This is a genomic window from Pseudomonas sp. PDM28, from assembly GCF_019219115.1.
Lineage (GTDB): Bacteria > Pseudomonadota > Gammaproteobacteria > Pseudomonadales > Pseudomonadaceae > Aquipseudomonas > Aquipseudomonas laurylsulfatiphila.
Genome location: NZ_JAHUWG010000012.1, coordinates 111311 through 133297, shown reverse-complemented (window position 1 = coordinate 133297; position 21987 = coordinate 111311). Strand labels below are relative to the sequence as shown.

Annotated in this window: 21 protein-coding genes; 7 read left to right on the top strand and 14 right to left on the bottom strand. The window is 61.1% G+C overall.

What is annotated here, in order from left to right:
* Window positions 1-53: 53 nt before the first annotated feature.
* On the bottom strand, window positions 54-374 hold the full coding sequence (locus KW841_RS25800; protein ID WP_007975866.1) for a hypothetical protein: 321 nt from the start codon (window positions 372-374) through the stop codon (window positions 54-56).
* Window positions 375-655: 281 nt separating this feature from the next.
* Between KW841_RS25800 and leuS the strand changes: the two genes are divergently transcribed.
* The 5 genes from leuS (at window position 656) to KW841_RS25775 (ending at window position 6752) form a co-directional block, all read left to right on the top strand.
* Window positions 656-3262 (top strand): leucine--tRNA ligase, encoded by a 2607-nt coding sequence (gene leuS, locus KW841_RS25795; protein WP_218480246.1) that lies wholly within the window; start codon window positions 656-658, stop codon window positions 3260-3262.
* An 87-nt stretch (window positions 3263-3349) separates the two neighbouring features.
* Window positions 3350-3955 (top strand): LPS assembly lipoprotein LptE, encoded by a 606-nt coding sequence (lptE, locus tag KW841_RS25790; protein WP_116581889.1) that lies wholly within the window; start codon window positions 3350-3352, stop codon window positions 3953-3955.
* Window positions 3956-3994: 39 nt separating this feature from the next.
* The gene (gene holA / locus KW841_RS25785; protein ID WP_218480245.1) at window positions 3995-5032 is read left to right on the top strand and encodes a DNA polymerase III subunit delta; all 1038 of its coding nucleotides are present in this window, start codon (window positions 3995-3997) and stop codon (window positions 5030-5032) included.
* Window positions 5033-5203: 171 nt separating this feature from the next.
* A complete protein-coding gene (arfA, locus tag KW841_RS25780) occupies window positions 5204-5368 on the top strand; it encodes an alternative ribosome rescue factor ArfA (RefSeq protein WP_218480244.1) in 165 nt (54 codons plus the stop codon).
* A 61-nt stretch (window positions 5369-5429) separates the two neighbouring features.
* Window positions 5430-6752, top strand: coding sequence for a lytic murein transglycosylase (locus KW841_RS25775; protein ID WP_218480243.1), 1323 nt, complete (start codon window positions 5430-5432; stop codon window positions 6750-6752).
* 122 nt (window positions 6753-6874) lie between these two features.
* On the opposite strand, the gene KW841_RS25770 is transcribed toward KW841_RS25775, so the two are convergent.
* From KW841_RS25770 to KW841_RS25710, 13 genes are all read right to left on the bottom strand, one after another.
* The gene (locus KW841_RS25770; protein WP_218480242.1) at window positions 6875-7825 is read right to left on the bottom strand and encodes an LD-carboxypeptidase; all 951 of its coding nucleotides are present in this window, start codon (window positions 7823-7825) and stop codon (window positions 6875-6877) included.
* A 174-nt stretch (window positions 7826-7999) separates the two neighbouring features.
* Window positions 8000-8998, bottom strand: a complete 999-nt coding sequence (gene lipA / locus KW841_RS25765; protein WP_162130289.1) for a lipoyl synthase — start codon at window positions 8996-8998, stop codon at window positions 8000-8002.
* Window positions 8999-9023: 25 nt separating this feature from the next.
* Window positions 9024-9671 (bottom strand): lipoyl(octanoyl) transferase LipB, encoded by a 648-nt coding sequence (lipB, locus tag KW841_RS25760; protein WP_007975880.1) that lies wholly within the window; start codon window positions 9669-9671, stop codon window positions 9024-9026.
* Entirely contained in the window at window positions 9671-9946 is a 276-nt protein-coding gene (locus KW841_RS25755; RefSeq protein ID WP_007975882.1) for a DUF493 domain-containing protein, read from the bottom strand. The genes lipB and KW841_RS25755 overlap by 1 nt, the downstream gene beginning before the upstream one ends.
* Window positions 9947-10029: 83 nt before the next feature.
* A complete protein-coding gene (locus tag KW841_RS25750) occupies window positions 10030-11187 on the bottom strand; it encodes a D-alanyl-D-alanine carboxypeptidase family protein (RefSeq protein ID WP_007975884.1) in 1158 nt (385 codons plus the stop codon).
* A gap of 185 nt (window positions 11188-11372) precedes the next feature.
* Window positions 11373-12380 carry a septal ring lytic transglycosylase RlpA family protein gene (locus KW841_RS25745; RefSeq protein ID WP_218480241.1) on the bottom strand — a complete coding sequence of 336 codons (1008 nt, stop codon included), beginning with the start codon at window positions 12378-12380 and terminating at the stop codon, window positions 11373-11375.
* Entirely contained in the window at window positions 12380-13390 is a 1011-nt protein-coding gene (gene mltB, locus KW841_RS25740) for a lytic murein transglycosylase B (RefSeq protein WP_104451328.1), read from the bottom strand. The genes KW841_RS25745 and mltB overlap by 1 nt, the downstream gene beginning before the upstream one ends.
* A gap of 17 nt (window positions 13391-13407) precedes the next feature.
* Window positions 13408-14511 carry a rod shape-determining protein RodA gene (gene rodA / locus KW841_RS25735; protein WP_050549215.1) on the bottom strand — a complete coding sequence of 368 codons (1104 nt, stop codon included), beginning with the start codon at window positions 14509-14511 and terminating at the stop codon, window positions 13408-13410.
* 31 nt (window positions 14512-14542) lie between these two features.
* Window positions 14543-16438 (bottom strand): penicillin-binding protein 2, encoded by a 1896-nt coding sequence (mrdA, locus tag KW841_RS25730; RefSeq protein WP_007975894.1) that lies wholly within the window; start codon window positions 16436-16438, stop codon window positions 14543-14545.
* 12 nt (window positions 16439-16450) lie between these two features.
* Window positions 16451-16918 carry a 23S rRNA (pseudouridine(1915)-N(3))-methyltransferase RlmH gene (rlmH, locus tag KW841_RS25725; protein WP_007937439.1) on the bottom strand — a complete coding sequence of 156 codons (468 nt, stop codon included), beginning with the start codon at window positions 16916-16918 and terminating at the stop codon, window positions 16451-16453.
* Window positions 16919-16927: 9 nt separating this feature from the next.
* Window positions 16928-17422 (bottom strand): ribosome silencing factor, encoded by a 495-nt coding sequence (gene rsfS, locus KW841_RS25720; RefSeq protein ID WP_007975896.1) that lies wholly within the window; start codon window positions 17420-17422, stop codon window positions 16928-16930.
* A gap of 73 nt (window positions 17423-17495) precedes the next feature.
* Window positions 17496-18185, bottom strand: a complete 690-nt coding sequence (gene nadD, locus KW841_RS25715) for a nicotinate-nucleotide adenylyltransferase (protein WP_218480240.1) — start codon at window positions 18183-18185, stop codon at window positions 17496-17498.
* Window position 18186: 1 nt separating this feature from the next.
* Window positions 18187-19458 carry a glutamate-5-semialdehyde dehydrogenase gene (locus KW841_RS25710; protein ID WP_218480239.1) on the bottom strand — a complete coding sequence of 424 codons (1272 nt, stop codon included), beginning with the start codon at window positions 19456-19458 and terminating at the stop codon, window positions 18187-18189.
* A gap of 177 nt (window positions 19459-19635) precedes the next feature.
* Here KW841_RS25710 and KW841_RS25705 point away from each other — a divergent pair, with 177 nt between their 5' ends.
* The gene (locus tag KW841_RS25705) at window positions 19636-20346 is read left to right on the top strand and encodes a DNA-3-methyladenine glycosylase (protein ID WP_177323534.1); all 711 of its coding nucleotides are present in this window, start codon (window positions 19636-19638) and stop codon (window positions 20344-20346) included.
* Window positions 20347-20537: 191 nt separating this feature from the next.
* Window positions 20538-21854: a bifunctional DedA family/phosphatase PAP2 family protein gene (locus KW841_RS25700; RefSeq protein WP_218480238.1), complete on the top strand. Its 1317-nt coding sequence runs from the start codon at window positions 20538-20540 to the stop codon at window positions 21852-21854.
* The last annotated feature ends 133 nt before the right edge of the window (window positions 21855-21987 follow it).

Below are 21987 nucleotides of genomic sequence, written 5' to 3'. Positions count from 1 at the left end.
AATCAATATGGAAGGAATATGCTTCAAAAATTCAAGGAGCATGGCACCGTGTTCTATTTGAACTGCAAAGACCGGACCTTTACCGCGTCTCTGCCGGGAACCTTGTCCTTGAGCCAGATGATTTTGGCTGAACGTGGTGCGTCGAGCTGCTTTACCGCTTCTGACAAGCATCCGTGCGTCTCACGTTCACTGCGATCCAGATACGCCTTGACCAGTGCAAACTCTGCGGCACTCAGGCCGCGCAGTTCCAGCTCCAGAGGGCGTTCGTCGCGCAACCGGCCAGCGGTCCTTGCCGCTTCCAGGGCCAAGGCCAAACGATCGATCAGCCTTTCGTATAGCTCCGGTTTTGTAGCTTTTTGCTGTGACTCAACCATCCCTCACCTCATTGGAAGATATGACCTACTCCCCAGTTAGAGCTTAGCTTCCATGAACAAACCGGCTGAACGCCGCGACCAACGGCCCTCGCAGCGGTTTTCGCAGGACGTGCGGCAGCAATCAGGGTTTCCCTCGGTAGAGCGCGGTCATGTATGCTACGGCGCTTCCTGTAACTCCACTTCCAGCTCGGCTGGACTCCGAAAACGCCAATGAGGCGGCTTCAACGTCCAGCGTTGCATTGAAGAGGATTAGGCCACCCCTATTCAGTTCAAAAGTAGCCATGCACGAACAATATCAGCCCCGTGAAATCGAAGCCGCCGCCCAGTCGTTCTGGGACGAGCAAAAGTCCTTTGAAGTCAGTGAACAGCCAGGCAAGGAGACTTACTACTGCCTGTCGATGTTCCCTTACCCCAGCGGCAAGCTACACATGGGGCACGTGCGCAACTACACCATCGGCGACGTGATCTCCCGCTACCAGCGCATGCAGGGCAAGAATGTTCTGCAACCGATGGGTTGGGACGCCTTCGGCATGCCGGCGGAAAACGCCGCGATGAAGAACAACGTGGCGCCCGCCAAGTGGACCTACGAAAACATCGCCTACATGAAAAGCCAGCTGCGCAGCCTGGGCCTGGCGGTGGACTGGTCGCGCGAAGTGACCACCTGCAAGCCCGATTACTACCGCTGGGAACAATGGCTGTTCACTCGCCTGTTCGAAAAAGGTGTGATCTACAAGAAAAGCGGCACCGTGAACTGGGACCCGGTCGACCAGACCGTCCTGGCCAACGAACAGGTGATCGACGGTCGCGGCTGGCGTTCGGGCGCGCTGATCGAGAAGCGCGAAATCCCGATGTACTACTTCAAGATCACCGCCTACGCGGATGAACTGCTGGAGAGCCTCGACGAACTGACTGGCTGGCCTGAACAGGTCAAGACCATGCAGCGCAACTGGATCGGTAAATCCCGCGGTATGGAAGTGCAGTTCCCGTACAACGTCGACTCCATCGGCGAAGCCGGTGCACTGAAAGTCTTCACCACCCGTCCGGACACCCTGATGGGCGCGACTTACGTCGCCGTGGCCGCAGAGCACCACTTGGCCACCCTGGCCGCACAGAACAATCCCGAGCTGCAAGCGTTCATCGCTGAATGCAAGGGCGGCAGCGTGGCTGAAGCCGACGTCGCCACCCAGGAGAAAAAAGGCCTTCCGACCGGCCTCTTCGTCGAGCACCCATTGACCGGCGAAAAGCTGCCGGTATGGGTCGCCAACTATGTGCTGATGCATTACGGCGACGGCGCGGTGATGGCGGTTCCGGCCCACGACGAGCGCGATTTCGAATTCGCCCACAAATACAACCTGCCGGTCAAATCGGTCGTGCGCACCAGTTCCGGTGAGACCAACCCCGCACCATGGCAAGACGCCTACGGCGAGCACGGCACCCTGATCAATTCCGGCGAGTTCGATGGCCTCGACTTCGCGGGCGCCTTCGACGCCATCGAAGTCGCGCTGATCAAGAAAGAACTGGGCGCCTCGCGTACCCAGTTCCGCCTGCGCGACTGGGGCATCAGCCGTCAGCGCTACTGGGGCTGCCCGATCCCGATCATCCACTGCACCACCTGCGGTGACGTGCCGGTACCGGAAGATCAACTGCCGGTCGTGCTGCCGGAAGACGTGGTGCCGGATGGCGCCGGTTCGCCACTGGCGCGCATGCCCGAGTTCTACGAGTGCACCTGCCCTAAATGCGGCGCACCTGCCAAGCGTGAAACCGACACCATGGACACCTTCGTCGAGTCCTCGTGGTACTACGCCCGCTACGCCTCGCCACACTTTGAGGGCGGCCTGGTGGAAAAATCGGCGGCCGACCACTGGCTGCCGGTTGACCAGTACATCGGCGGTATCGAACACGCGATTCTTCACCTGCTGTACGCGCGCTTCTTCCACAAGCTGATGCGCGACGAAGGCCTGGTGAGCTCCAACGAGCCGTTCAAGAACCTGCTGACCCAGGGCATGGTGATCGCCGAGACTTACTATCGCCGCGAAGCCAATGGCGCCTACACCTGGTTCAACCCGGCGGACGTCGAGCTCGAGCGTGACAGCAAGGCCAAGGTCATCAGCGCCAAATTGAAAGCTGACGGCCTGCCGGTGGAAATCGGCGGCACCGAGAAGATGGCCAAGTCGAAGAACAACGGCGTCGACCCACAGTCGATGATTGACCAGTTCGGTGCAGACACCTGCCGCCTGTTCATGATGTTCGCCTCGCCACCTGACATGAGCGCGGAATGGTCCGACTCCGGCGTAGAGGGCTCGCACCGATTCCTCAAGCGCGTCTGGCGTCTGGCTCAAGCACACGTCACTCAGGGCCTGCCGGGCAAACTCGACGTCGCCAACCTGAATGACGAGCAGAAAGCCGTTCGTCGCTCGATCCACCTGGCCATCAAGCAGGCCAGCCAGGACGTCGGCCAGAACCACAAATTCAACACCGCCATCGCCCAGGTGATGACGCTGATGAACGTGCTGGAGAAGGCCGCACAAGGCACCGAACAGGATCGCGCGCTGGTTCAGGAAGGCCTGGAAACCGTGACTCTGCTGCTCGCACCGATCACGCCGCACATCAGCCACGAGCTGTGGCATCGACTGGGCCACGCTGACCCTGTGATCGACGCTGGCTGGCCGGTGGTGGATGACAGCGCTTTGGTACAGGACAGCCTGCAACTGGTGATTCAGGTCAACGGCAAGCTGCGTGGTCACATCGAAATGCCGGCCAGTGCCAGCCGTGAAGAAGTCGAAGCCGCCGCTCGTGCCAACGAAAACGTCCTGCGCTTCGTCGACGGTCTGACCATTCGTAAAGTGATCGTAGTGCCCGGGAAACTGGTCAATATCGTCGCCAGCTAATTGGATCAGGCGCCAGGTGAGCCTGGCGCCGAGTAAAACCTTTCGGGCCGCTTGATCGGCCCACATGGTTTCAAGGGGAGCAACAACATGATCAAACGCAATTTGCTGGTGATGGGCCTCGCGGTTCTGCTGAGCGCCTGCGGTTTCCAGCTGCGCGGCACCGGCACCAACCAACTGGCGATCAAGGAACTCGACCTGAGCGCCCGTAACGCTTATGGCGAAACCGTGACCCAGTTGCGTCGGGTACTGGAAGGTAGCGGCGTCAAAGTCTATACCGGCGCACCGTACAAACTGGTGCTGACCAATGAGCAGGAAAGCCAGCGCATCCTCAGCTACGCAGGCGCCAGCAGTACCGGCGAGTACCAGATCACCACCGTGCTGAGCTACGACATCCGTGGTCGCGGTGATCTGCCATTGTTGAGCGACAAGCTTGAAGTGCAGAAAGTCTTTATGCACGACGGCAGCAACCTGGTGGGGTCCGACCAGGAAGCCCAAACAGCCCGTGCAGAAGGCCGCCGGGAACTGGTTCAACGCATGATGCTGCGTCTGGAACAACTGAGCCCGGACCAACTGGACAAATTGCAGCAAACTGCCGAAGCCAAGGCCAAGGCTGACGCCGCGGCACTGGAAGCGGCAAAAAAGGCTGAAGCGGAAACCCCGCGCCAGTCGCCTGTCGAACTGCCGCAGCAGTAAGACTTACGGGGCGCTCAGGCGCCCCGTTCGCCCTCTCTTATGAAGCTCGCCCCCGCCCAACTCGCCAAACACCTGCAAGGCGCCCTTGCGCCCGTCTACATCATCAGCGGCGATGATCCGCTGCTGTGTCAGGAAGCGGCCGACGCCATCCGTACGGCTGCCCGTCAGCAAGGATTCGATGAACGCCAGGTGTTTGCCGCCGACGCCAATTTCGACTGGGGGACCTTGCTGCAAGCCGGTGCCAGCATGTCGTTGTTCGCCGAAAAGCGCCTGCTGGAGCTGCGCCTGCCTTCCGGCAAGCCCGGCGACAAAGGGGCTGCCGCGCTTATCGAGTATTGCTCGCGCCCGGCCGACGACACCGTGCTGCTGATCAGCTTGCCGAAACTCGATGGCAGCGCACAGAAAACCAAGTGGGGCAAAGCGCTGGTCGAAGGACAGCAGACCCAGTTCGTGCAGATCTGGCCAGTCGATGTCGCCCAGTTGCCCAGCTGGATCCGCCAACGCCTGTCCCAGGCCGGGCTATCCGCCAGCCAGGACGCTGTTGAGCTGATCGCAGCACGGGTCGAGGGCAACCTGCTGGCCGCCGCTCAGGAAATCGAAAAGCTCAAACTGATGGCCGAAGGGGGTCAGATCACCGTTGAAACCGTGCAGGCAGCGGTGGCCGACAGTGCGCGCTTCGACGTCTTTGGCCTGACCGATGGGGTGCTCAATGGTGAAGCGGCCCACGCGTTGCGTATGCTCGAAGGCTTGCGCGGCGAAGGCGTCGAGCCGCCGGTGATTCTCTGGGCCCTGGCCCGGGAGCTGCGCCTGCTGGCCAATATTTCCCTGCAATACAGCCAGGGAACGCCGCTGGACAAGGCCTTCAGCCAGGCCAAACCTCCGGTCTGGGACAAACGTAAACCGTTGATGAGCAAAGCCCTGCAACGCTACTCGGCACAACGCTGGGCGCAACTGCTGCTGGAAGCGCAACGCATCGACGCGCAGATCAAGGGCCAGGCGGCGGGTTCGCCGTGGATGAGCTTGAGCCGGTTGACGTTGTTGATGGCCGGCCAGAGATTGTCGTTGCCCGCCGAATAAATCAAAAGATCGCAGCCTTCAGATGAACGCAATCCCCTGTAGGAGCTGCCGCAGGCTGCGATCTTTTGATCTTTCTTCCCACAAAACCCACCGCCCTCTGCCCTATAGACAGAACCCCGACTTCGGCAGATTATTTCCCCCGCAACCCCCACCTACCCGTGAGACCCGATCATGAGCAAAAAGCCATCGAAGCATGGCCCCAACAAGGCCAAGTCCATCATCGCCCAGCCATTGTTCCGCAGCCGCCAGGAACGTCCAGCCAAGGGCAAAGGCAGTTACCGCCGCGAAGCCTTCCAGTCTGACAACTGGAAGGCTTCTTACTTTCTGGCGGCGTAAAGCAGAACACCCCTTCAACATGTTAAGGTCTGTACCTGATTCGTACTCCCTGGACCCGTGCATGCCCTTTTGTCTTCCCCGTCGTTGGCACCTACGCCAATTGATCGCTGCCTCCAGCCTTGTTTTGCTTGTCGCCTGTGCGGAAAAACCGACCGCAGCCGACGCTCAGCCGCTTCAGACGCTTCCTGTCGCCACCGCCCCGGCGGTTGTTCCGCCTGTGGTTCCGACGGGTGAGAACCTCGACATCCAGCCAACCCAGACATTCGCCGAATGGCAGGCAGGTTTCCGCAAGGATGCCCTGGCCGCGGGTATCCGCGCCGATCTGTTTGATCGCGCTTTCGCCAATGTCAGCTTCGACCCCAGTGTGATTAGTGCCGACCGCAGCCAACCGGAATTCGCAAAGCCGGTGTGGGAATACCTCGATGGCGCCTTGTCGCCGCTGCGGGTACGTAAAGGCCAGTCGTTGATCAACCAGTACGCGGACACCCTGCAAAGCATCGAGCAGCGTTACGGCGTTGATCGTCAGGCCTTGGTGGCCGTGTGGGGCATGGAAAGCAACTTTGGCCAGTTCCAGGGCAACAAGTCGGTAATCAACTCGCTGGCGACCCTGGCCTACGAAGGCCGTCGCCCAGGTTTCGCCCACGCGCAATTGATTGCCGCCCTGCAAATCCTGCAACAAGGCGATATCGAGCCCGAGAAGATGCTGGGATCCTGGGCCGGCGCCATGGGCCAGACCCAGTTCATCCCGACCACCTACAACACCCATGCCGTGGACTTCGATGGTGACGGGCGTCGCGATATCTGGAGCAGCTCGGCCGACGCCCTGGCGTCTACCGCGCACTACCTGCAGAGTTCTGGCTGGCAGAGAGGCCAGCCATGGGGTTTTGAAGTCCAGCTGCCGAGCGGGTTCAACTACCTGCTGGCCGACGGCACGATTCGCAAGAGCGTCGCTGAATGGCGGCAATTGGGCATTACCCTGCCCAACGGTGGCCAGGTCCCGGCCGGCTCCGAGCAATTGTCAGCTGCCCTACTGCTGCCGGCCGGTTACCGTGGCCCGGCGTTCCTGGTGCTCGATAACTTTCGGGCGATCCTCAAGTACAACAACTCGTCGTCCTACGCCCTGGGCGTGAGCCTGTTGTCCGAACGCTTCAATGGTGCGGGCTTGATCAGTGGCACGTGGCCAAAGGATGACCTGCCACTGAGCCGTACCGAGCGGATCGAGCTGCAAAACCTGTTGAGCGCGCAAAACTACGACGCCGGCACCGCCGACGGGATTATTGGCGCGAACACCCGCAAGGCGATCCGCAGCGCCCAGCAGTCGTTTGGCTGGCCAGCGGATGGGTATCCGACGCACAAGTTGCTGGAAGGGTTGCGTAGCCGCTAGTTAGCTGTATGGCTGAAACCGCTTTCGCGAGCAAGCCCGCTCCCACATTGATGTTGTGGCGCTCACAGATCAAATGTGGGAGCGGGCTTGCTCGCGAAGACTGACCCTCAGTCGGCAGATCTCTACGATCTAATCACCACATCCTGCTCCAACATCAATTCCTGATTCCCCGCATCCAGCCTGACCAACGCCCCCATGGGCAGCGTCAGATTCGGATCGCAATGCCCGCTTCGCCACCCGGACAACACCGGAATCTTCAATGGCGCGAAGGTCTGCTTGAGCAACCTGTCCAGCGCGGCCACCTCTACCCCCGCCACATCCCCGACCAACACGCCGCGCAGCTTGTGCAACGTGCCCGCCAGCCGCAGTTGGGTCAGTAACCGGTCGATGCGATACAACGGCTCGTTGATGTCCTCGATTAACAGAATGACGCCCTCGGCATCAATCTCGTAAGGCGTGCCCATGGTCGCGGCGATCATGGCCAGATTGCCTCCGAGCAAGCGCCCATGGGCGACGCCCGACTCGATCGTGGTCAGCGGGTAGGCCACCGGATGCGCCAGCACCGAGCCCGCCCTCACCTGCCCGCGCAGCATGTTGAAAAAGGAAGACTCCGTTGGTATTTGCTTGCCACCCAGCAGGTCGGCATTGAGCAATGGACCATGAAATGTCACGAAGCCGGCATAACGACTGATCGCCAAATGCAGGGCAGTGATGTCGCTGTAGCCGATGAACGGCTTGGCATGGTCGCGTAGCAATTGGAAATCGATGCGATCAAGCAACCGGGGCGTGCCGTAACCTCCGCGCAGACAGATGATGGCATCGACTTCACGATCCGCGAACGCAGCGTGCAAGTCATTGAGCCGCACGTCGTCGCTGCCGGCCAGGTAGCCGTCTTTCTCGTAGACCCCGGGAAACACTTTCAGTGAGTAACCTCGGGCACACATCCATTGCACCGCCTTATCGGTATCCAGCGTCGCGGGACCGGCGGGTGCGATAACACCGATCATGCCTTCCGACGGCAGTGCCGGGACGGGAGCATGGGGGCAAAGGGTGTGGGTCGGTCGAGCGGTCATTCGTGAATCTCCCTGCGTGAACTCGTCAGCACACAGTAGTCAGGAACGGGGACAAACTGAAGAGGGCCAGTTGCCCCGCAGGTTGCGGGAAAAAGCAGCCAGCGCCGTAGGCCAGGCAAAAAAACGCCCGCAAGGCTGAACACCGTGCGGGCGTTTTTCATTTCCGTGCGTAGATCAGGACGACATCAGCTCGGCCTTGACCAGCTTGGCCTGCTCGTCGGCGTGATACGAGGAGCGTACCAACGGACCCGAGGCAACGTTCTTGAAGCCCATCTTGTAGCCTTCCTCGGCGAACCAGGCGAAGGTGTCCGGGTGCACGAAGCGTTGCACCGGCAAGTGACTGCGGGACGGTTGCAGGTACTGGCCCAGGGTCAGCATGTCGATGTCGTGTTCGCGCATGCGCTTCATGACTTCGATGACTTCTTCGTCGGTCTCGCCCAGGCCCAGCATCAGCCCGGACTTGGTCGGAATGTGCGGCATCATCTGCTTGAAGCGTTGCAGCAGGGTCAGCGACCACTGGTAGTCCGAACCCGGACGCGCAGCCTTGTACAGGCGCGGCACGGTTTCCAGGTTGTGGTTGAACACATCCGGCGGCTCGGCGGCAGTGATTTCCAGGGCGATGTCCATGCGGCCACGGTAGTCCGGAACCAGGGTTTCGAGCTGCACGTTCGGCGACAGCTTGCGGATTTCGCGGATGCAGTCGGCAAAGTGCTGGGCGCCACCGTCGCGCAGGTCGTCGCGGTCCACCGAGGTGATCACCACGTACTTCAGGCGCAGGTCGGCGATGGCGATGGCCAGGCTTTCCGGTTCGTTGACGTCCAGTGGCTTCGGACGGCCGTGGCCGACGTCGCAGAACGGGCAACGACGGGTGCAGATGTCACCCATGATCATGAAGGTCGCGGTGCCGCCCGAGAAGCACTCGCCCAGGTTCGGGCAGGACGCTTCTTCGCACACGCTGTGCAGCTTGTGTTTGCGCAGCAGGGCCTTGATGCGGTCGACTTCCGGCGAAACCGGGATGCGCACACGAATCCAGTCCGGCTTCTTCGGCAGTTCGGTGGTCGGAATGATCTTCACCGGGATGCGTGCAACCTTTTCGGCGCCGCGCAGCTTGACGCCGGCTTCAACCTTGGGACGCGGGGCCGGGCGCTCGGTGACATCGAGCGTCGGGATCATGGTTTGCACTGCATCAGTAGTCATATCAGTCGATTCCGCCCGTGAGGGTCGTCTGCTCAGCATAGTCGAGGTGTTTGACGAGCTGCGCGCGCAGCCGGGCACTTACCTCGGCAAATTCAATCGATCCTGCGTGATCGCTCAGCTGGGTCATCGCCAGCCCGGCGTAGCCGCAGGGATTAATCCGTCGAAACGGTTCCAGGTTCATGTCCACGTTCAAGGCCAGGCCATGAAAGGAACAGCCGTGGCGGATCCGCAGACCCAGGGAGGCGATTTTCGCCCCATCGACGTAGACACCCGGTGCATCGGGCTTGGCCGCGGCGGTGACACCGTAACTGGCCAGCAGCTCGATCAGGCATTGCTCCATCCGGCTGACCAGATCGCGCACGCCAAACCCGAGCCTGCGTACGTCCAGCAGCAGATAAGCCACCAACTGGCCAGGGCCGTGGTAGGTCACCTGCCCCCCACGGTCGACCTGCACCACCGGAATGTCACCGGGAAGCAGCAGGTGTTCGGCCTTGCCGGCCTGGCCCTGGGTGAACACCGCCGGGTGCTCCACCAGCCAGACCTCGTCGGCAACATCGGTGCCGCGTTCGTTGGTGAAGCGTTGCATGGCATGCCAGACCGGCTCGTAAGCCATCTGGCCGAGCTCGCGAAAGCCCAGCGTGCCGGACATCACAACACCATGTGCACGAAACCGGTGGCGCGCAGTTCGCTGTTGATGTTGTACAGCTGGTCCTGGTCGGTCGCGACGATGTGCAACTGAATGGTGGTGTATTTGCCATTGCTGCTCTGGCGCTCGTCAATACGCTCGTCGTTGATCTTGGCGTGCTTGCTGACGATGTCGATGATTCTGTCCTTGTTGCCCACACCCGTGTCGCTGATCACCTTGACTGGATAATCAGTGGCAGGGAATTCGATCTTTGGCGCCTTTACTTCGGTATCGGTCATGGCGTAACGGCCTCGTAAGCGTAAGCCGTGGCGACGGCAAAGCCCCGCGCCGGATCAGCACGGGGCCCTGCAGGAGCACACTATCAGTTGAACAAGCCGTAGAAGAATAGACGGATGCTATCCCACATGCGACGGAAGATACCACCCTCTTCGACGCCATCCAGAGCGATCAGGTCGGCGCTGTGCACCACCTTGTCTTCCAGTTTGACTTCGACTTTACCAATCACGTCACCCTTGGCGATTGGCGCAACCAGTTGAGGGTTCATGGTCATGCTGGCGGCAAGCTTTTTCAGCTGGCCTTTTGGCAGGGTCATGGTCAGGTCTTCAGCCAGACCGGCCTTGACCTGGTTGGTGGCGCCTTTCCAGACCGGAGCCTGAGCCAGTTCGGTACCCTTCTGGTAGAAAGTCTGGGTTTCGAAGAAACGGAAACCGTAGGTCAGCAGCTTCTGGGTTTCGGCGGCACGGGCCACTTCGCTGTTGGTGCCGAACACCACGGCGATCAGGCGCATGCCATCACGTACGGCCGAGGACACCATGCAGTAGCCGGCTTCGTCGGTGTGGCCGGTCTTCAGGCCATCGACAGTCTTGTCGCGCCACAGCAGCAGGTTACGGTTGGGTTGCTTGATGCCGTTCCAGAAGAACTCTTTCTGCGAGTAGATCGCGTAGTGAGCCGGGTCTTCGTGGATGATCGCACGGGCCAGCACAGCCATGTCGTGAGCCGACGAATAGTGCTCAGGGTTCGGCAGACCGGTCGGGTTCATGAAGTGGGTATTGGTCATGCCCAGATCGGCCACGGTCTTGTTCATCAGGTCGGCGAAGGCGTCTTCGCTGCCGGCGATGTGCTCGGAGAGCGCGACGCTGGCGTCGTTGCCCGACTGGATGATGATGCCGTGCAGCAGGTCGCTGACGGTGACTTGCGAACCCACCTTGATGAACATCCGCGAACCACCGGTGCGCCAGGCGTTCTCGCTGACGGTCACCGGGTCGTTTTCACCGATCTGGCCACGACGGATTTCCAGGGTCGCAATGTACGCGGTCATCAGCTTGGTCAGGCTGGCCGGTGGCAGACGCTGGTCACCGTTGTTCTCGACCAGCACGTTGCCGCTGCTGGCATCCATGAGCACGTAGGCCTTGGCGGCCAATTGTGGTGGCGACGGCATCATCTCGGCCGCGAAAGCGGCAGGTGAGAGGAGCAGCGGGACTAACAGGAACAGGCGTTTGGCAAAGGTGGTGATGTTCATCCGTCTCTCGAAATCGCTAATGGAAACTGCCCAAGGGCAAAACTAATCAGATGACTTTCTAACGAGTCATCGCGTGTTCAGTTGCTCACTCTGTAACCCTTGCCGGGCTTTTGTTCTTCAACGAGCCAACAACCTGATTCACCCCCCAATCGCTGGTGAATCGTCAATCAAGTTCTACGTGTTGCTTATTCCGTGACCACACTTGGCGAACCAAGGTTGGCCAGGCGCACACTGTTCTGCACCTGGGCAATTTCACCCGGAGAACCGATCGGCCCCAGGCGAACCCGATGCAGGGTCTGCTGATTGCGCACGATCGAGCTGATGAACACCGGAGCGCTCACCATCCCGCTGAGCTTGGATCTCAGGAGCTCTGCAGCGTCCGGGTTGGCGAACGCGCCCACCTGCAGATACTGGCCAGAGGCTGGTACAGAAGCGTTTTTTTTTGCATCGAGCTGAACCGGCACTACCGCAGCGGCGTGTTGCTGCGGCGGAGGTGTCCATTGCTCGACGGTGCCGGCCGAAGCCGTGATCACCGGGGCGCTATTCTGCGCGACTTTCGGTTCGTTGAGCATTAATGGTGCCGGACGGCCTTTGGCCGCCCAATACGCCTGTGGATCAATGCCTTCGACCTTGACCCGCGCCGTGCCGGTTTCGGCGTAACCGAGTTTCTTCGCGGCAGCGTAGGACAAGTCGATGATCCGGTCCGAGTAGAACGGACCGCGGTCGTTGACTCGCAGGATCACGCTCTTGTTGTTGTCCAGGTTGGTCACCCGGACGTAACTCGGCAGTGGCAATGTCTTGTGCGCGGCACTCATGCCGTACAGGTCATACACTTCGCCGTTGGCGGTGTTCTGACCGTGGAACTTGGTGCCGTACCAGGACGCCGTACCCGACTGCACGTAGGTCTTGGATTCCTGCAACGGGAAGTAAGTCTTCCCCAGCACGGTGTATGGGTTGGCCTTGTACGGGCCGGTGTGCAGGGTCGGCGTGGCGTCCGGGATACGCGAAACATCGACGTCCCACCATGGCGCGCCATCCTTGTGGGCGCGGTTGATGTCCAGCCCCGGCGTCGTGCGCACGGTGGTGGTGGGCTTCTGGGCCGGCGCACGGCTGGTCGAACAACTGGCGACCAGCACTGCCAGCGCGGCGCATGCCATCAGCTTCAGGGGTTTATTGATAGGCAATGCCCGCATTACTTGACGCCCCGTGCTTGGACCAGCTGTTCAGACAGTTGATGTACGGCCATGGCGTACATCACGCTGCGGTTATATCGCGTGATCGCGTAAAAATTCTTCAGGCCCATCCAGTACTCGGGGCCATTGTCGCCTTCCAGGCGGAAAGCAGTAACCGGCATATCATCGCGCAGCGCATCATGACTTGACCACCCCAGGGCTCGCAACTCCCCGACGGTTTTCGTCGGTTCGATGCCTGCGGTCAAACCTTCGTCAACCTGATCGCCACGGACATCGGCGCGGCTGACCACCGGTTCGCCGGCGACCCAGCCATGACGCTTGAAGTAACTGGCGACACTGCCAATGGCATCGTCCGGGTTGGTCCAGATGTTGATATGGCCATCACCGTCGAAATCCACCGCGTAGGCGCGGAAACTACTCGGCATAAATTGCGGCAAGCCCATTGCGCCAGCGTAGGAGCCTTTGAGCGTCAACGGATCGACCTGCTCTTCGCGGGCCAGCAGCAGGAACTCACGCAATTCCTTGCGGAAAAACTCGGCACGGGGAGGATAGTCGAAACCCAACGTCGACAAGGCATCGATCACCCGGAAATTTCCGGTATTGCGGCCGAAAAAGGTTTCAACGCCGATGATCGAGACAATCACCTGGGCCGGCACGCCGTATTCCTGCTCGGCACGGGCCAGCACCGCTTCGTGCTGACGCCAGAAGTCCACCCCACGGGCTATGCGCGCGTCGGTGATGAACATCGGGCGATACTCGCTCCACTGCTTGACCCGTTCGGCGGGTTTCGAAATGGCGTCCAGAATCGACTGCTTGCGCTCGGCTTCGCGGAACACGCCCATCAATTGTTCGCCGGCGAAACCGTAGTCACGGGTCATTTCACCGACGAATTCGGCCACCTGGGGTGAGCCTTCGTAGTCGCCGGCCAACGCTTCCTGCACGCTGCCAAGGATGCTTACCAGGCCGACCCATGGCGCAAATCGAGTCGCCCAGCCACGCATTACTTGCATTGAAAATTTCACCTTATTCAAACCTGCGCGATCCACTTGCGATGGGTATGGATCGACATCAAAACCCCAAACGCTGACAGCAGCGTCACCAGCGAAGTTCCTCCGTAGCTAATGAACGGCAACGGCACCCCCACCACCGGCAACAGGCCACTGACCATACCGATGTTGACGAAAACATAAACAAAAAACGTCATGGTCAGGCTGCCCGCGAGCAACTTGCCGAACAATGTCTGCGCCTGGGCGGTAATCACCAGGCCACGCCCGATCAATAGCAGGTAGATCAGCAGCAGCGCGCAGATCCCTACCAGGCCGAACTCTTCACCCAATACCGCAATGATGAAGTCGGTATGGCTTTCCGGCAGGAAGTCCAGGTGCGACTGGGTGCCCAGCAACCAACCCTTGCCGAACACACCACCGGAGCCGATGGCGGCCTTGGACTGGATGATGTTCCAGCCCGTACCGAGCGGATCGCTCTCCGGGTCGAGGAATGTCAGGATTCGCTGCTTCTGGTAGTCGTGCATGATGAAGAACCACATGGCAACCGCCACGGGCACGGCGGCAGCCAGCACGCTGAGGATCCAGCGCCAGCGCAAGCCCCCCATGAACAGCACGAAAGCGCCGCCGGCCAGGATCAGCAGCGAAGTGCCGAGGTCCGGTTGCCGCACGATGAGAATGAACGGGATGCCGATCAGCATCAGACTGATGCCGACATGCTTGAGCTGCGGCGGCAAAGTGCGCTTGGACAGGTACCAGGCGATGGTTGCCGGCATCAGGATCTTCATGAATTCCGAAGGCTGGAAGCGAATCACGCCGGGAATATTGATCCAGCGCGTGGCGCCCATGGCGTTGTGCCCCATGACATCCACCACGACCAGCAAGAGCACGCCGATTACATAGCCGACCGGCACCCAGCGGGCCATGAAGCGCGGCTCGAACTGAGCGATGACGATCATCGACACCAGGCCGATGCCGAACGAAGTGGCCTGTTTGGCCAGCAGGTCCCAGCTCTTGCCGCTGGCCGAATACAGCACGAACAGACTGCCGGCGGCCAGGGTCAGCAGCAAAATCAGCAACACGCCATCGATGTGCATGCGTTGCAGCAGCGTCGCGCGACGACGCATCACATCCTCACTGGAGAGCATGCGATCAAAATTATTCATCACGGGCCGTGGCCTCCGCGCTAGTAGGGCTGGCGTATTCGGCTTTGAGACGGCCGTCCTGGTCCAGCAGCCAGGCGTCCATCACCTGACGCACCACGGGAGCTGCGACGCCGGAGCCGGACTCACCGTTCTCGACCATCACCGACACCACGATTTGCGGGTCGTCCGCCGGCGCGAAGCCAACGAACAAGGCGTGGTCTCGATGGCGCTCCTGAACCTTGGAACGGTCGTATTTCTCGCCCTGCTTGATCGCGACCACCTGGGCCGTACCACTCTTGCCGGCGATCCGGTATTGCGCGCCGATCGAAGCCTTGCGCGCCGTACCGCGGGCGCCGTGCATGACCTGCTGCATGCCGTGGTTGACCTTGGTCCAGTCAGAAGGGTCGCGCAGGATGATGTCCGGCATCGGGTTCTCATCCACCGGTTTCTCGCCTTCGATGGTCTTGGCCAGGTGCGGACGGTTCCAGATGCCTTTGTTGGCGACCAGCGCCGTGGCCTGGGCCAGTTGCAGCGGAGTCGACTGCATGTAGCCCTGGCCGATCCCGAGGATCAGCGTTTCCCCCGGGAACCACGCCTGGCGGCGGGTCGCTCGCTTCCATTCGCGGGTCGGCATCAGACCCGGCGATTCTTCGAACATGTCCAGAGACACCTTCTGTCCGATGCCGAACTTGCTCAGGTACGACGACAACCGATCGATTCCAAGCTTGTGGGCCAGGTCGTAGAAGTAGGTGTCATTGGAACGCATGATCGCCGTGTCGAGATCGACAAAGCCGTCACCGGTACGGTTCCAGTTGCGGTACTTGTGGTCGTAGTTGGGCAGCATGTAGTAACCGGGGTCGAACACACGGGTCGACGCCGTCACCACGCCGGAGTCCAGGCCAGCAATCGCCACCGCAGGCTTGATGGTCGAGCCCGGCGGGTACAGACCGCGCAGTACGCGGTTGAACAGCGGCCGGTCGATGGAATCGCGCAGCTCGGAATAGGCTTTGGAGCTGATGCCGGTGACGAACAGGTTCGGATCGAAGCTCGGCTGGCTGACCATTGCCAGCACCTCGCCGGTTTTCGGGTTCAGGGCCACCACCGCACCACGACGACCGCCGAGCGCGGCTTCGGCGGCTTCCTGCAATTTGATGTCCAGACTCAGGACGATATCCTTGCCGGAAACCGGTTCGGTACGTTTGAGCACACGCAATACGCGGCCCCGAGCATTGGTCTCGACTTCCTCGTAACCCACCTGACCGTGCAGTTCCGGCTCGTAGAAACGCTCGATGCCGGTTTTGCCGATCTGATGGGTGCCGCTGTAGCTGACCGGGTCCAGCGTCTTGAGCTCTTTCTCGTTGATCCGCCCCATGTAACCCACGGAGTGCGCGAAGTGCGCGCCCTGGGGATAGTGGCGAACCAATTGCGCGACCACTTCTACCCCGGGCAGGCGGAACTGGTTCACCGCGATCCGCGCGATCTGCTCTTCGGTCAGCTCGAACAGGATCGGCACCGGCTCGAACGGCCTACGTCCCTGGCGCATGCGCTTCTCGAAGACCACCCGGTCCTCGGGCGTCAGTTCCAGTACTTCGACGATCACGTCGAGCACCTGCTGCCAGTCGCCGGACCGCTCGCGGGTCATGCTCAGGCTGAAGCTGGGCCGGTTATCGGCGATCACCACGCCATTGCGATCGAAAATCAAGCCACGGGTTGGCGGAATCGGCTGCACATGGACGCGGTTGTTTTCCGACAGGGTCGAGTGGTACTCGTACTGGATCACCTGCAGGAAATACAGGCGCGCAATCAGCACGCCAATCAGCGCCACCACTGCAATGGCCCCGAACACGACGCGGCCACGCACCAGACGGGCGTCTTTTTCGTGGTCCTTGATGCGGATCGGCTGGGTCATGAGGGCGCAGAACTACTTGTGGTAAGGGTGACCGGACAGCACGGTCCAGGCACGGTACAACTGTTCGCCGATCAGAATCCGCACCAGCGGGTGCGGCAAGGTCAGCGGCGACAACGACCAGCGTTGGTCGGCCCGGGCACAGACTTCCGGCGCCAGCCCTTCGGGGCCGCCGACCATGAAGTTGACGGTGCGCGAGTCCAGCCGCCAGCGATCGAGCTCGACCGCCAGTTGCTCGGTGCTCCAGGGCTTGCCGTGGACTTCGAGGGTGACAACGCGCTCGTTCGGCCCGACCTTGGCCAGCATGGCTTCGCCTTCCTGACGGATGAAGCGGGCCACGTCGGCGTTCTTGCCACGGGTATTGAGCGGTATTTCCACCAGTTCCAGCGCCAGCTCGGACGGAAGACGCTTGGCATATTCATGCCAGCCTTCTTCCACCCACTTGGGCATGCGTGAACCGACGGCGATCAGTCGCAGTCGCACAGCGGTCCCTTATTCCTGGTCTTTGTTGAGCTTGTTGAAGTGCTCGTGACCAACTTCAGGGCTGTGGTGCTTGCCATCGGCCGCACGGCTCTGCTCGGCACCTTTCCACAGGCGTTCCAGGTCGTAGAACTGACGGGCGTTGGAGGTCATCATGTGAACGATCACGTCGTCCATGTCCAGCAGCACCCAGTCGCTGTCGCCCTTGCCTTCTTCACCCAGCGGCTTGATGCCCAGGGCTTTGACGGCCTCGCGAACCTTGTCCAGCATCGCGCCGATCTGGCGGTTGGAGGTACCGGTGGCGATGATCATGTAGTCAGTGATGCTCTGCTTGTCGCGAACATCAATCACCAGCACGTCCTGGGCCTTGACGTCTTCCAGGGCGGCTACGGCGATCTTGACCAGCTCGTCGCCTTTAGGCGGCTCGGCGGCGAGGACCTTTTCCGGCAGCGGGGCGCTCTTGAATGTGCCTTTGCGTTTTACTTTGCTTTCGTTGTTGCTCGTCATATAAAACTCGTTTTGCTCGTTTGTTCGGGCGCTTCAATACACGTTGTTGCCACGTGCCTTGAGGCACTCCTATTCAGTTCGACGCACGGTAGAGCCCGTGCGCATCGATGTAGGCCAGGACCGCGTCGGGCACCAGGTAACGTACCGACTTACCGCTGGCCAGCAGTTGACGGATCTGGGTGGCGGATACCGCGAGCGGTGTCTGCCAGACGAATGCAATCTGTCCGCTCGGCCCTTTGAGGGCCAGCGGGTCGCTCACCGAGCGCGCTGCCAGCAGGTTGCGCAAGGCATCCGGCGGTTCGCTGTCGGCATCCGGGCGTTGCAACACCAGGATATGGCAATGCTGGAGCAACTCTTCCCAGCGGTGCCAAGTGGGCAGGCCGCAAAAAGCGTCCCAGCCCAAAAGCAGAAAAACCTGGTCGGACACGGCCAGTTCGGCGCGCATCAGTTCCAGGGTATCAATGGTGTAGGACGGTTTGTCCCGCTGCAATTCGCGGGCGTCCACCACCAACGGCGCCACACCGGCCACCGCGCACTCGACCATCGCCAGACGGTCTTTTGCCGACACCTGCGGCGTGTCCCGATGGGGCGGCCTGGCACTGGGTGTCAGGCGCAGCTCATCGAGCGCCAGGGTTTCGGCGACTTCCAGTGCTCCGCGCAAATGGCCGATGTGCACCGGGTCGAACGTTCCGCCCAGCACGCCAATGCGGCGAGGCGCTGGCTCGCTGACGGTGTCCGGGGCTGACGGGTCGAAGTCGCCCAAGTCAGACCGGCTCCTGTCCACGCAGTTGCCCGTCGCCGACCACGATGTACTTCTCGCAGGTCAGCCCTTCGAGGCCCACCGGGCCACGGGCGTGCAGCTTATCAGTAGAAATGCCGATCTCGGCACCCAATCCGTATTCGAAGCCATCGGCGAAGCATGTCGGGGTGTTGATCATCACCGACGACGAGTCGACTTCAGCCACGAAACGCCGGGTGTCGCCCTGGTGTTCGCTGACAATCGAATCGGTATGGTGAGAGCCGTAACGATTGATGTGCTCGATGGCCTGCTCCAGGCCGTCGACCACGCGGATCGACAGAATCGGCGCCAGGTACTCGGTGCTCCAGTCTTCCTCGGTCGCCGGTACGGCATCGATGATCGCCCGGGTACGCTCGCAACCGCGCAACTCGACGCCTTTTTCGCGGAACTGGGCGGCCATCGCCGGCAGGAAATCCTTGGCGACGGATTGATCCACCAGCAGCGTTTCCATGGCACCGCAGATGCCGTAACGGTAAGTCTTGGCGTTGAACGCGATGCGCTGGGCCTTGGCCAAGTCGGCGTGCTCACTCACGTAAACGTGGCAGATGCCGTCCAGGTGCTTGATCACCGGTACGCGGGCGTCACGGCTGACGCGCTCGATCAGGCCACGGCCGCCACGGGGCACGATGACATCGACGTATTCAGGCATGGTGATCAGCGCGCCGACGGCAGCGCGATCCGTGGTTTCGACCACTTGCACCACAGCGGCCGGCAGATCGGCCTCGGCCAGGCCGCGCTGGATGCAGGCGGCAATGGCTCGATTGGAATGAATGGCCTCGGAACCGCCACGCAGGATGGTCGCGTTGCCGGACTTCAGGCACAGGCTGGCGGCATCGATGGTCACGTTCGGTCGAGACTCGTAGATGATTCCGATCACGCCCAGTGGTACGCGCATCTTGCCGACCTGAATACCGGACGGACGGAAACTCATGTCGCGGATCGCGCCGACCGGGTCCGGCAGGGCCGCCACCTGGCGCAGACCGACGATCATGCCGTCGATACGCGCCGGGGTCAGCGCCAGACGCTCAAGGAGGGCCGGCTCCAGACCATTGGCGCGACCGGCGGCCAAATCCAGCTCATTGGCCGCCGTCAGCTCGGCGCGGGCCGCGTCCAGCGCATTGGCGGCGGCCTGCAGGGCGCGGTTTTTCTGCGCGGTGCTGGCACGGCCGATCACGCGGGAGGCTTCGCGGGCAGCGCGACCCAGGCGGGTCATGTAGTCAAGAACGGACTCAGTCATGGTCTGGCGTGGTCTTTGATAAGGTCTTGGTAAAGTGTAAAGCGGCAGATTATAGCTGTCGCGTCCCGGGACTAACAGCGGTGACGGGCGGATGGTCGAAATGGAGGGGTATTTGCCGACGTTCAGCCGGGATTAAGCTGCAAATTGTTATCATCACGACTCATTCAGCCCTGACAAATGCCGGCCATCATGTCCAATCTGACTGTTCGAGCGTCCGCCATGAGCCTGCCCGCGGGCCTCCCGGATGCGTTTTTCGACCGTGACGCGCAAATTCTGGCCCGGGACTTACTGGGCAAAGTCATTCGCCATCGAGTGGGCGACCTGTGGCTCAGCGCCCGGATCATCGAGACCGAAGCCTATTACTGCGCGGAAAAAGGCAGCCACGCATCCCTCGGCTACACAGAAAAGCGTAAGGCTTTGTTTCTGGATGGCGGCCACATCTATATGTATTACGCCCGGGGCGGCGATTCACTCAATTTCAGCGCCCAGGGTCCCGGCAACGCCGTGCTGATCAAGTCCGCCTATCCGTGGGTCGATGAACTGAGCGGGCCGGCCAGCCTGGCACAGATGCTGTTGAACAATCCCGATGCCCAGGGCCACCCCCGCCCGTCGCAAAAGCTCTGCGCCGGGCAAACCTTGCTCTGCAAGGCGCTGGGCCTGAAAGTGCCGGTGTGGGACGCCAAACGCTTCGACCATGAAGTGCTGCTGGTAGAGCACGTGGGCCAGACGCCCGCCCATATCATCCAGACCACGCGCCTGGGCATCCCCCACGGACGCGATGAACACCTGATGTACCGTTTCGTCGACGGAGCCTACGCGGCTTACTGCACGCGCAACCCGCTGCGTCGGGGGCAAGTCGAAGGTCGCGATTATTTTGTGCTGTCCTGACTTGCCCGGATTTGAAGTAAAAGTGAGTCTCTGTGGGAGCGGGCTTGCCCGCGAAGGCAGCGTGTCAGGCGACACAAATATCGACTGGAAGGGCCCCTTCGCGGGCAAGCCCGCTCCCACAGGGTTCGGCGCCGTTACGAAAATTTGCGTTTGCCCACCAAGGGCCAATTGAATTCAATGGAGTGGTTTTTATGGGCCCATGGCTCGATAGCGTGACCGGATGGTTGGCGATCAACCCGCAATGGCTGGCAGCAGCGGTATTCATCGTAGCCTTTGTGGAATGCCTGGCGATTGCCGGGCTGATCGTTCCCGGCACGGTATTGCTGTTCGCCGTGGCGGTACTGGCAGGCAGTGGAGCGCTGACGCTCAGTGAGACGCTCTTGCTGGGTTTCATCGCCGGTGTGCTGGGTGACGTCGTTTCGTATTTTCTGGGGCGGCACTTCCATCAGAACATCCGGCGCCTGCCGGGCTTGCGCCATCATCCGGAATGGATCGCCGGGGCCGAGTCATACTTCCAGCGCTACGGCATCGCCAGCCTGCTGGTTGGGCGCTTTATCGGCCCCCTGCGGCCAATGCTGCCGATGGTGGCCGGGATGTGCGACATGCCTTTCCCGCGCTTCTTCGCTGTCAGCCTGTTGGCCGGTGCGGGGTGGTCGGTGGCTTACCTGATGCCTGGCTGGGCCACGGGCGCAGCAATCCGCTTGCCGTTGCCCGAAGGCTTCTGGTTCCAGGCCGGGGTTGTTGCCGGCAGCATTGCTCTGATGGTCGGCTTGAGCGCGACCAGCAGCCTGCGCCGGCATCGTCGCGCGACGCTGTTCATTACCGGGATGAGTCTTTTGATTCTGGCGGGGTTGCTTATCGGATATTCGCACCTGTCCGCACTCGATCAAGGCGTGATGACGCTGGTGCAGGAGCATCGTAAACCGTTGCTGGATGAAGTGGCGGTAGTCTTCACGCTGATCGGCGAATTCCGCAACATGTTGTTGTTCAGTGCGCTGCTGACCGGCTTGCTGTTGCTGACGCGTCAATGGCGGCACGCGATTTTCGCGGGCAGCACACTGCTCTTCACGGCACTGGCCAATACCGCGACCAAGTACTTTTTCGCCCGCTTGCGCCCCGAAGTGTTGAGCGACCCGCTCACCAGCTACAGCATGCCCAGCGGCCACGCTTCAGGGTCTTTCGCGCTGTTCCTCACCCTCGCCGTTCTGGCCGGCCGCGGGCAACCGCCCCGGATGCGCCTGACTTGGTTATTGGTGGGATGCCTGCCAGCGACGGCTATTGCGCTGTCGCGGGTATACCTCGGTGCGCATTGGCCGACAGATGTATTGGCTGGCGCAATGCTGGCGGCGTGTGTCTGTGCGGCCAGCCTGTGGCTGATCCAGCGCAAGGAACCGCTCAACGCCTTGCAGCCCAAGGTCTGGTGGCTGGTGCTCCCAGCCTTGGTGGCATTGTTCGGGTTCTTCGTGTTGCGGCATTTGCCGCATACGATGTTGCGATATGCGTACTAGATAAAGCAAAAGACCCCAGCCCTCAGTCGCACTTGTATGAGCATTCACTCTGCAGAAGCGACCAAAGGCTGCGATCTTTTCAATAATGCCAGGTAAACAACTTCTGGGCGGATAACCCTATCACAGCAGTGAC

Coding starts and splice junctions, on each gene's coding strand:
- KW841_RS25800 (WP_007975866.1), bottom strand. CDS start 374: ATGGTTGAGTCACAGCAAAAAGCTACAAAACCGGAGCTATACGAAAGG.
- leuS (WP_218480246.1), top strand. CDS start 656: ATGCACGAACAATATCAGCCCCGTGAAATCGAAGCCGCCGCCCAGTCG.
- lptE (WP_116581889.1), top strand. CDS start 3,350: ATGATCAAACGCAATTTGCTGGTGATGGGCCTCGCGGTTCTGCTGAGC.
- holA (WP_218480245.1), top strand. CDS start 3,995: ATGAAGCTCGCCCCCGCCCAACTCGCCAAACACCTGCAAGGCGCCCTT.
- arfA (WP_218480244.1), top strand. CDS start 5,204: ATGAGCAAAAAGCCATCGAAGCATGGCCCCAACAAGGCCAAGTCCATC.
- KW841_RS25775 (WP_218480243.1), top strand. CDS start 5,430: ATGCCCTTTTGTCTTCCCCGTCGTTGGCACCTACGCCAATTGATCGCT.
- KW841_RS25770 (WP_218480242.1), bottom strand. CDS start 7,825: ATGACCGCTCGACCGACCCACACCCTTTGCCCCCATGCTCCCGTCCCG.
- lipA (WP_162130289.1), bottom strand. CDS start 8,998: ATGATCCCGACGCTCGATGTCACCGAGCGCCCGGCCCCGCGTCCCAAG.
- lipB (WP_007975880.1), bottom strand. CDS start 9,671: ATGTCCGGCACGCTGGGCTTTCGCGAGCTCGGCCAGATGGCTTACGAG.
- KW841_RS25755 (WP_007975882.1), bottom strand. CDS start 9,946: ATGACCGATACCGAAGTAAAGGCGCCAAAGATCGAATTCCCTGCCACT.
- KW841_RS25750 (WP_007975884.1), bottom strand. CDS start 11,187: ATGAACATCACCACCTTTGCCAAACGCCTGTTCCTGTTAGTCCCGCTG.
- KW841_RS25745 (WP_218480241.1), bottom strand. CDS start 12,380: ATGCGGGCATTGCCTATCAATAAACCCCTGAAGCTGATGGCATGCGCC.
- mltB (WP_104451328.1), bottom strand. CDS start 13,390: ATGCAAGTAATGCGTGGCTGGGCGACTCGATTTGCGCCATGGGTCGGC.
- rodA (WP_050549215.1), bottom strand. CDS start 14,511: ATGCGTCGTCGCGCGACGCTGCTGCAACGCATGCACATCGATGGCGTG.
- mrdA (WP_007975894.1), bottom strand. CDS start 16,438: ATGACCCAGCCGATCCGCATCAAGGACCACGAAAAAGACGCCCGTCTG.
- rsfS (WP_007975896.1), bottom strand. CDS start 17,422: ATGACGAGCAACAACGAAAGCAAAGTAAAACGCAAAGGCACATTCAAG.
- KW841_RS25710 (WP_218480239.1), bottom strand. CDS start 19,458: ATGACTGAGTCCGTTCTTGACTACATGACCCGCCTGGGTCGCGCTGCC.
- KW841_RS25705 (WP_177323534.1), top strand. CDS start 19,636: ATGCCGGCCATCATGTCCAATCTGACTGTTCGAGCGTCCGCCATGAGC.
- KW841_RS25700 (WP_218480238.1), top strand. CDS start 20,538: ATGGGCCCATGGCTCGATAGCGTGACCGGATGGTTGGCGATCAACCCG.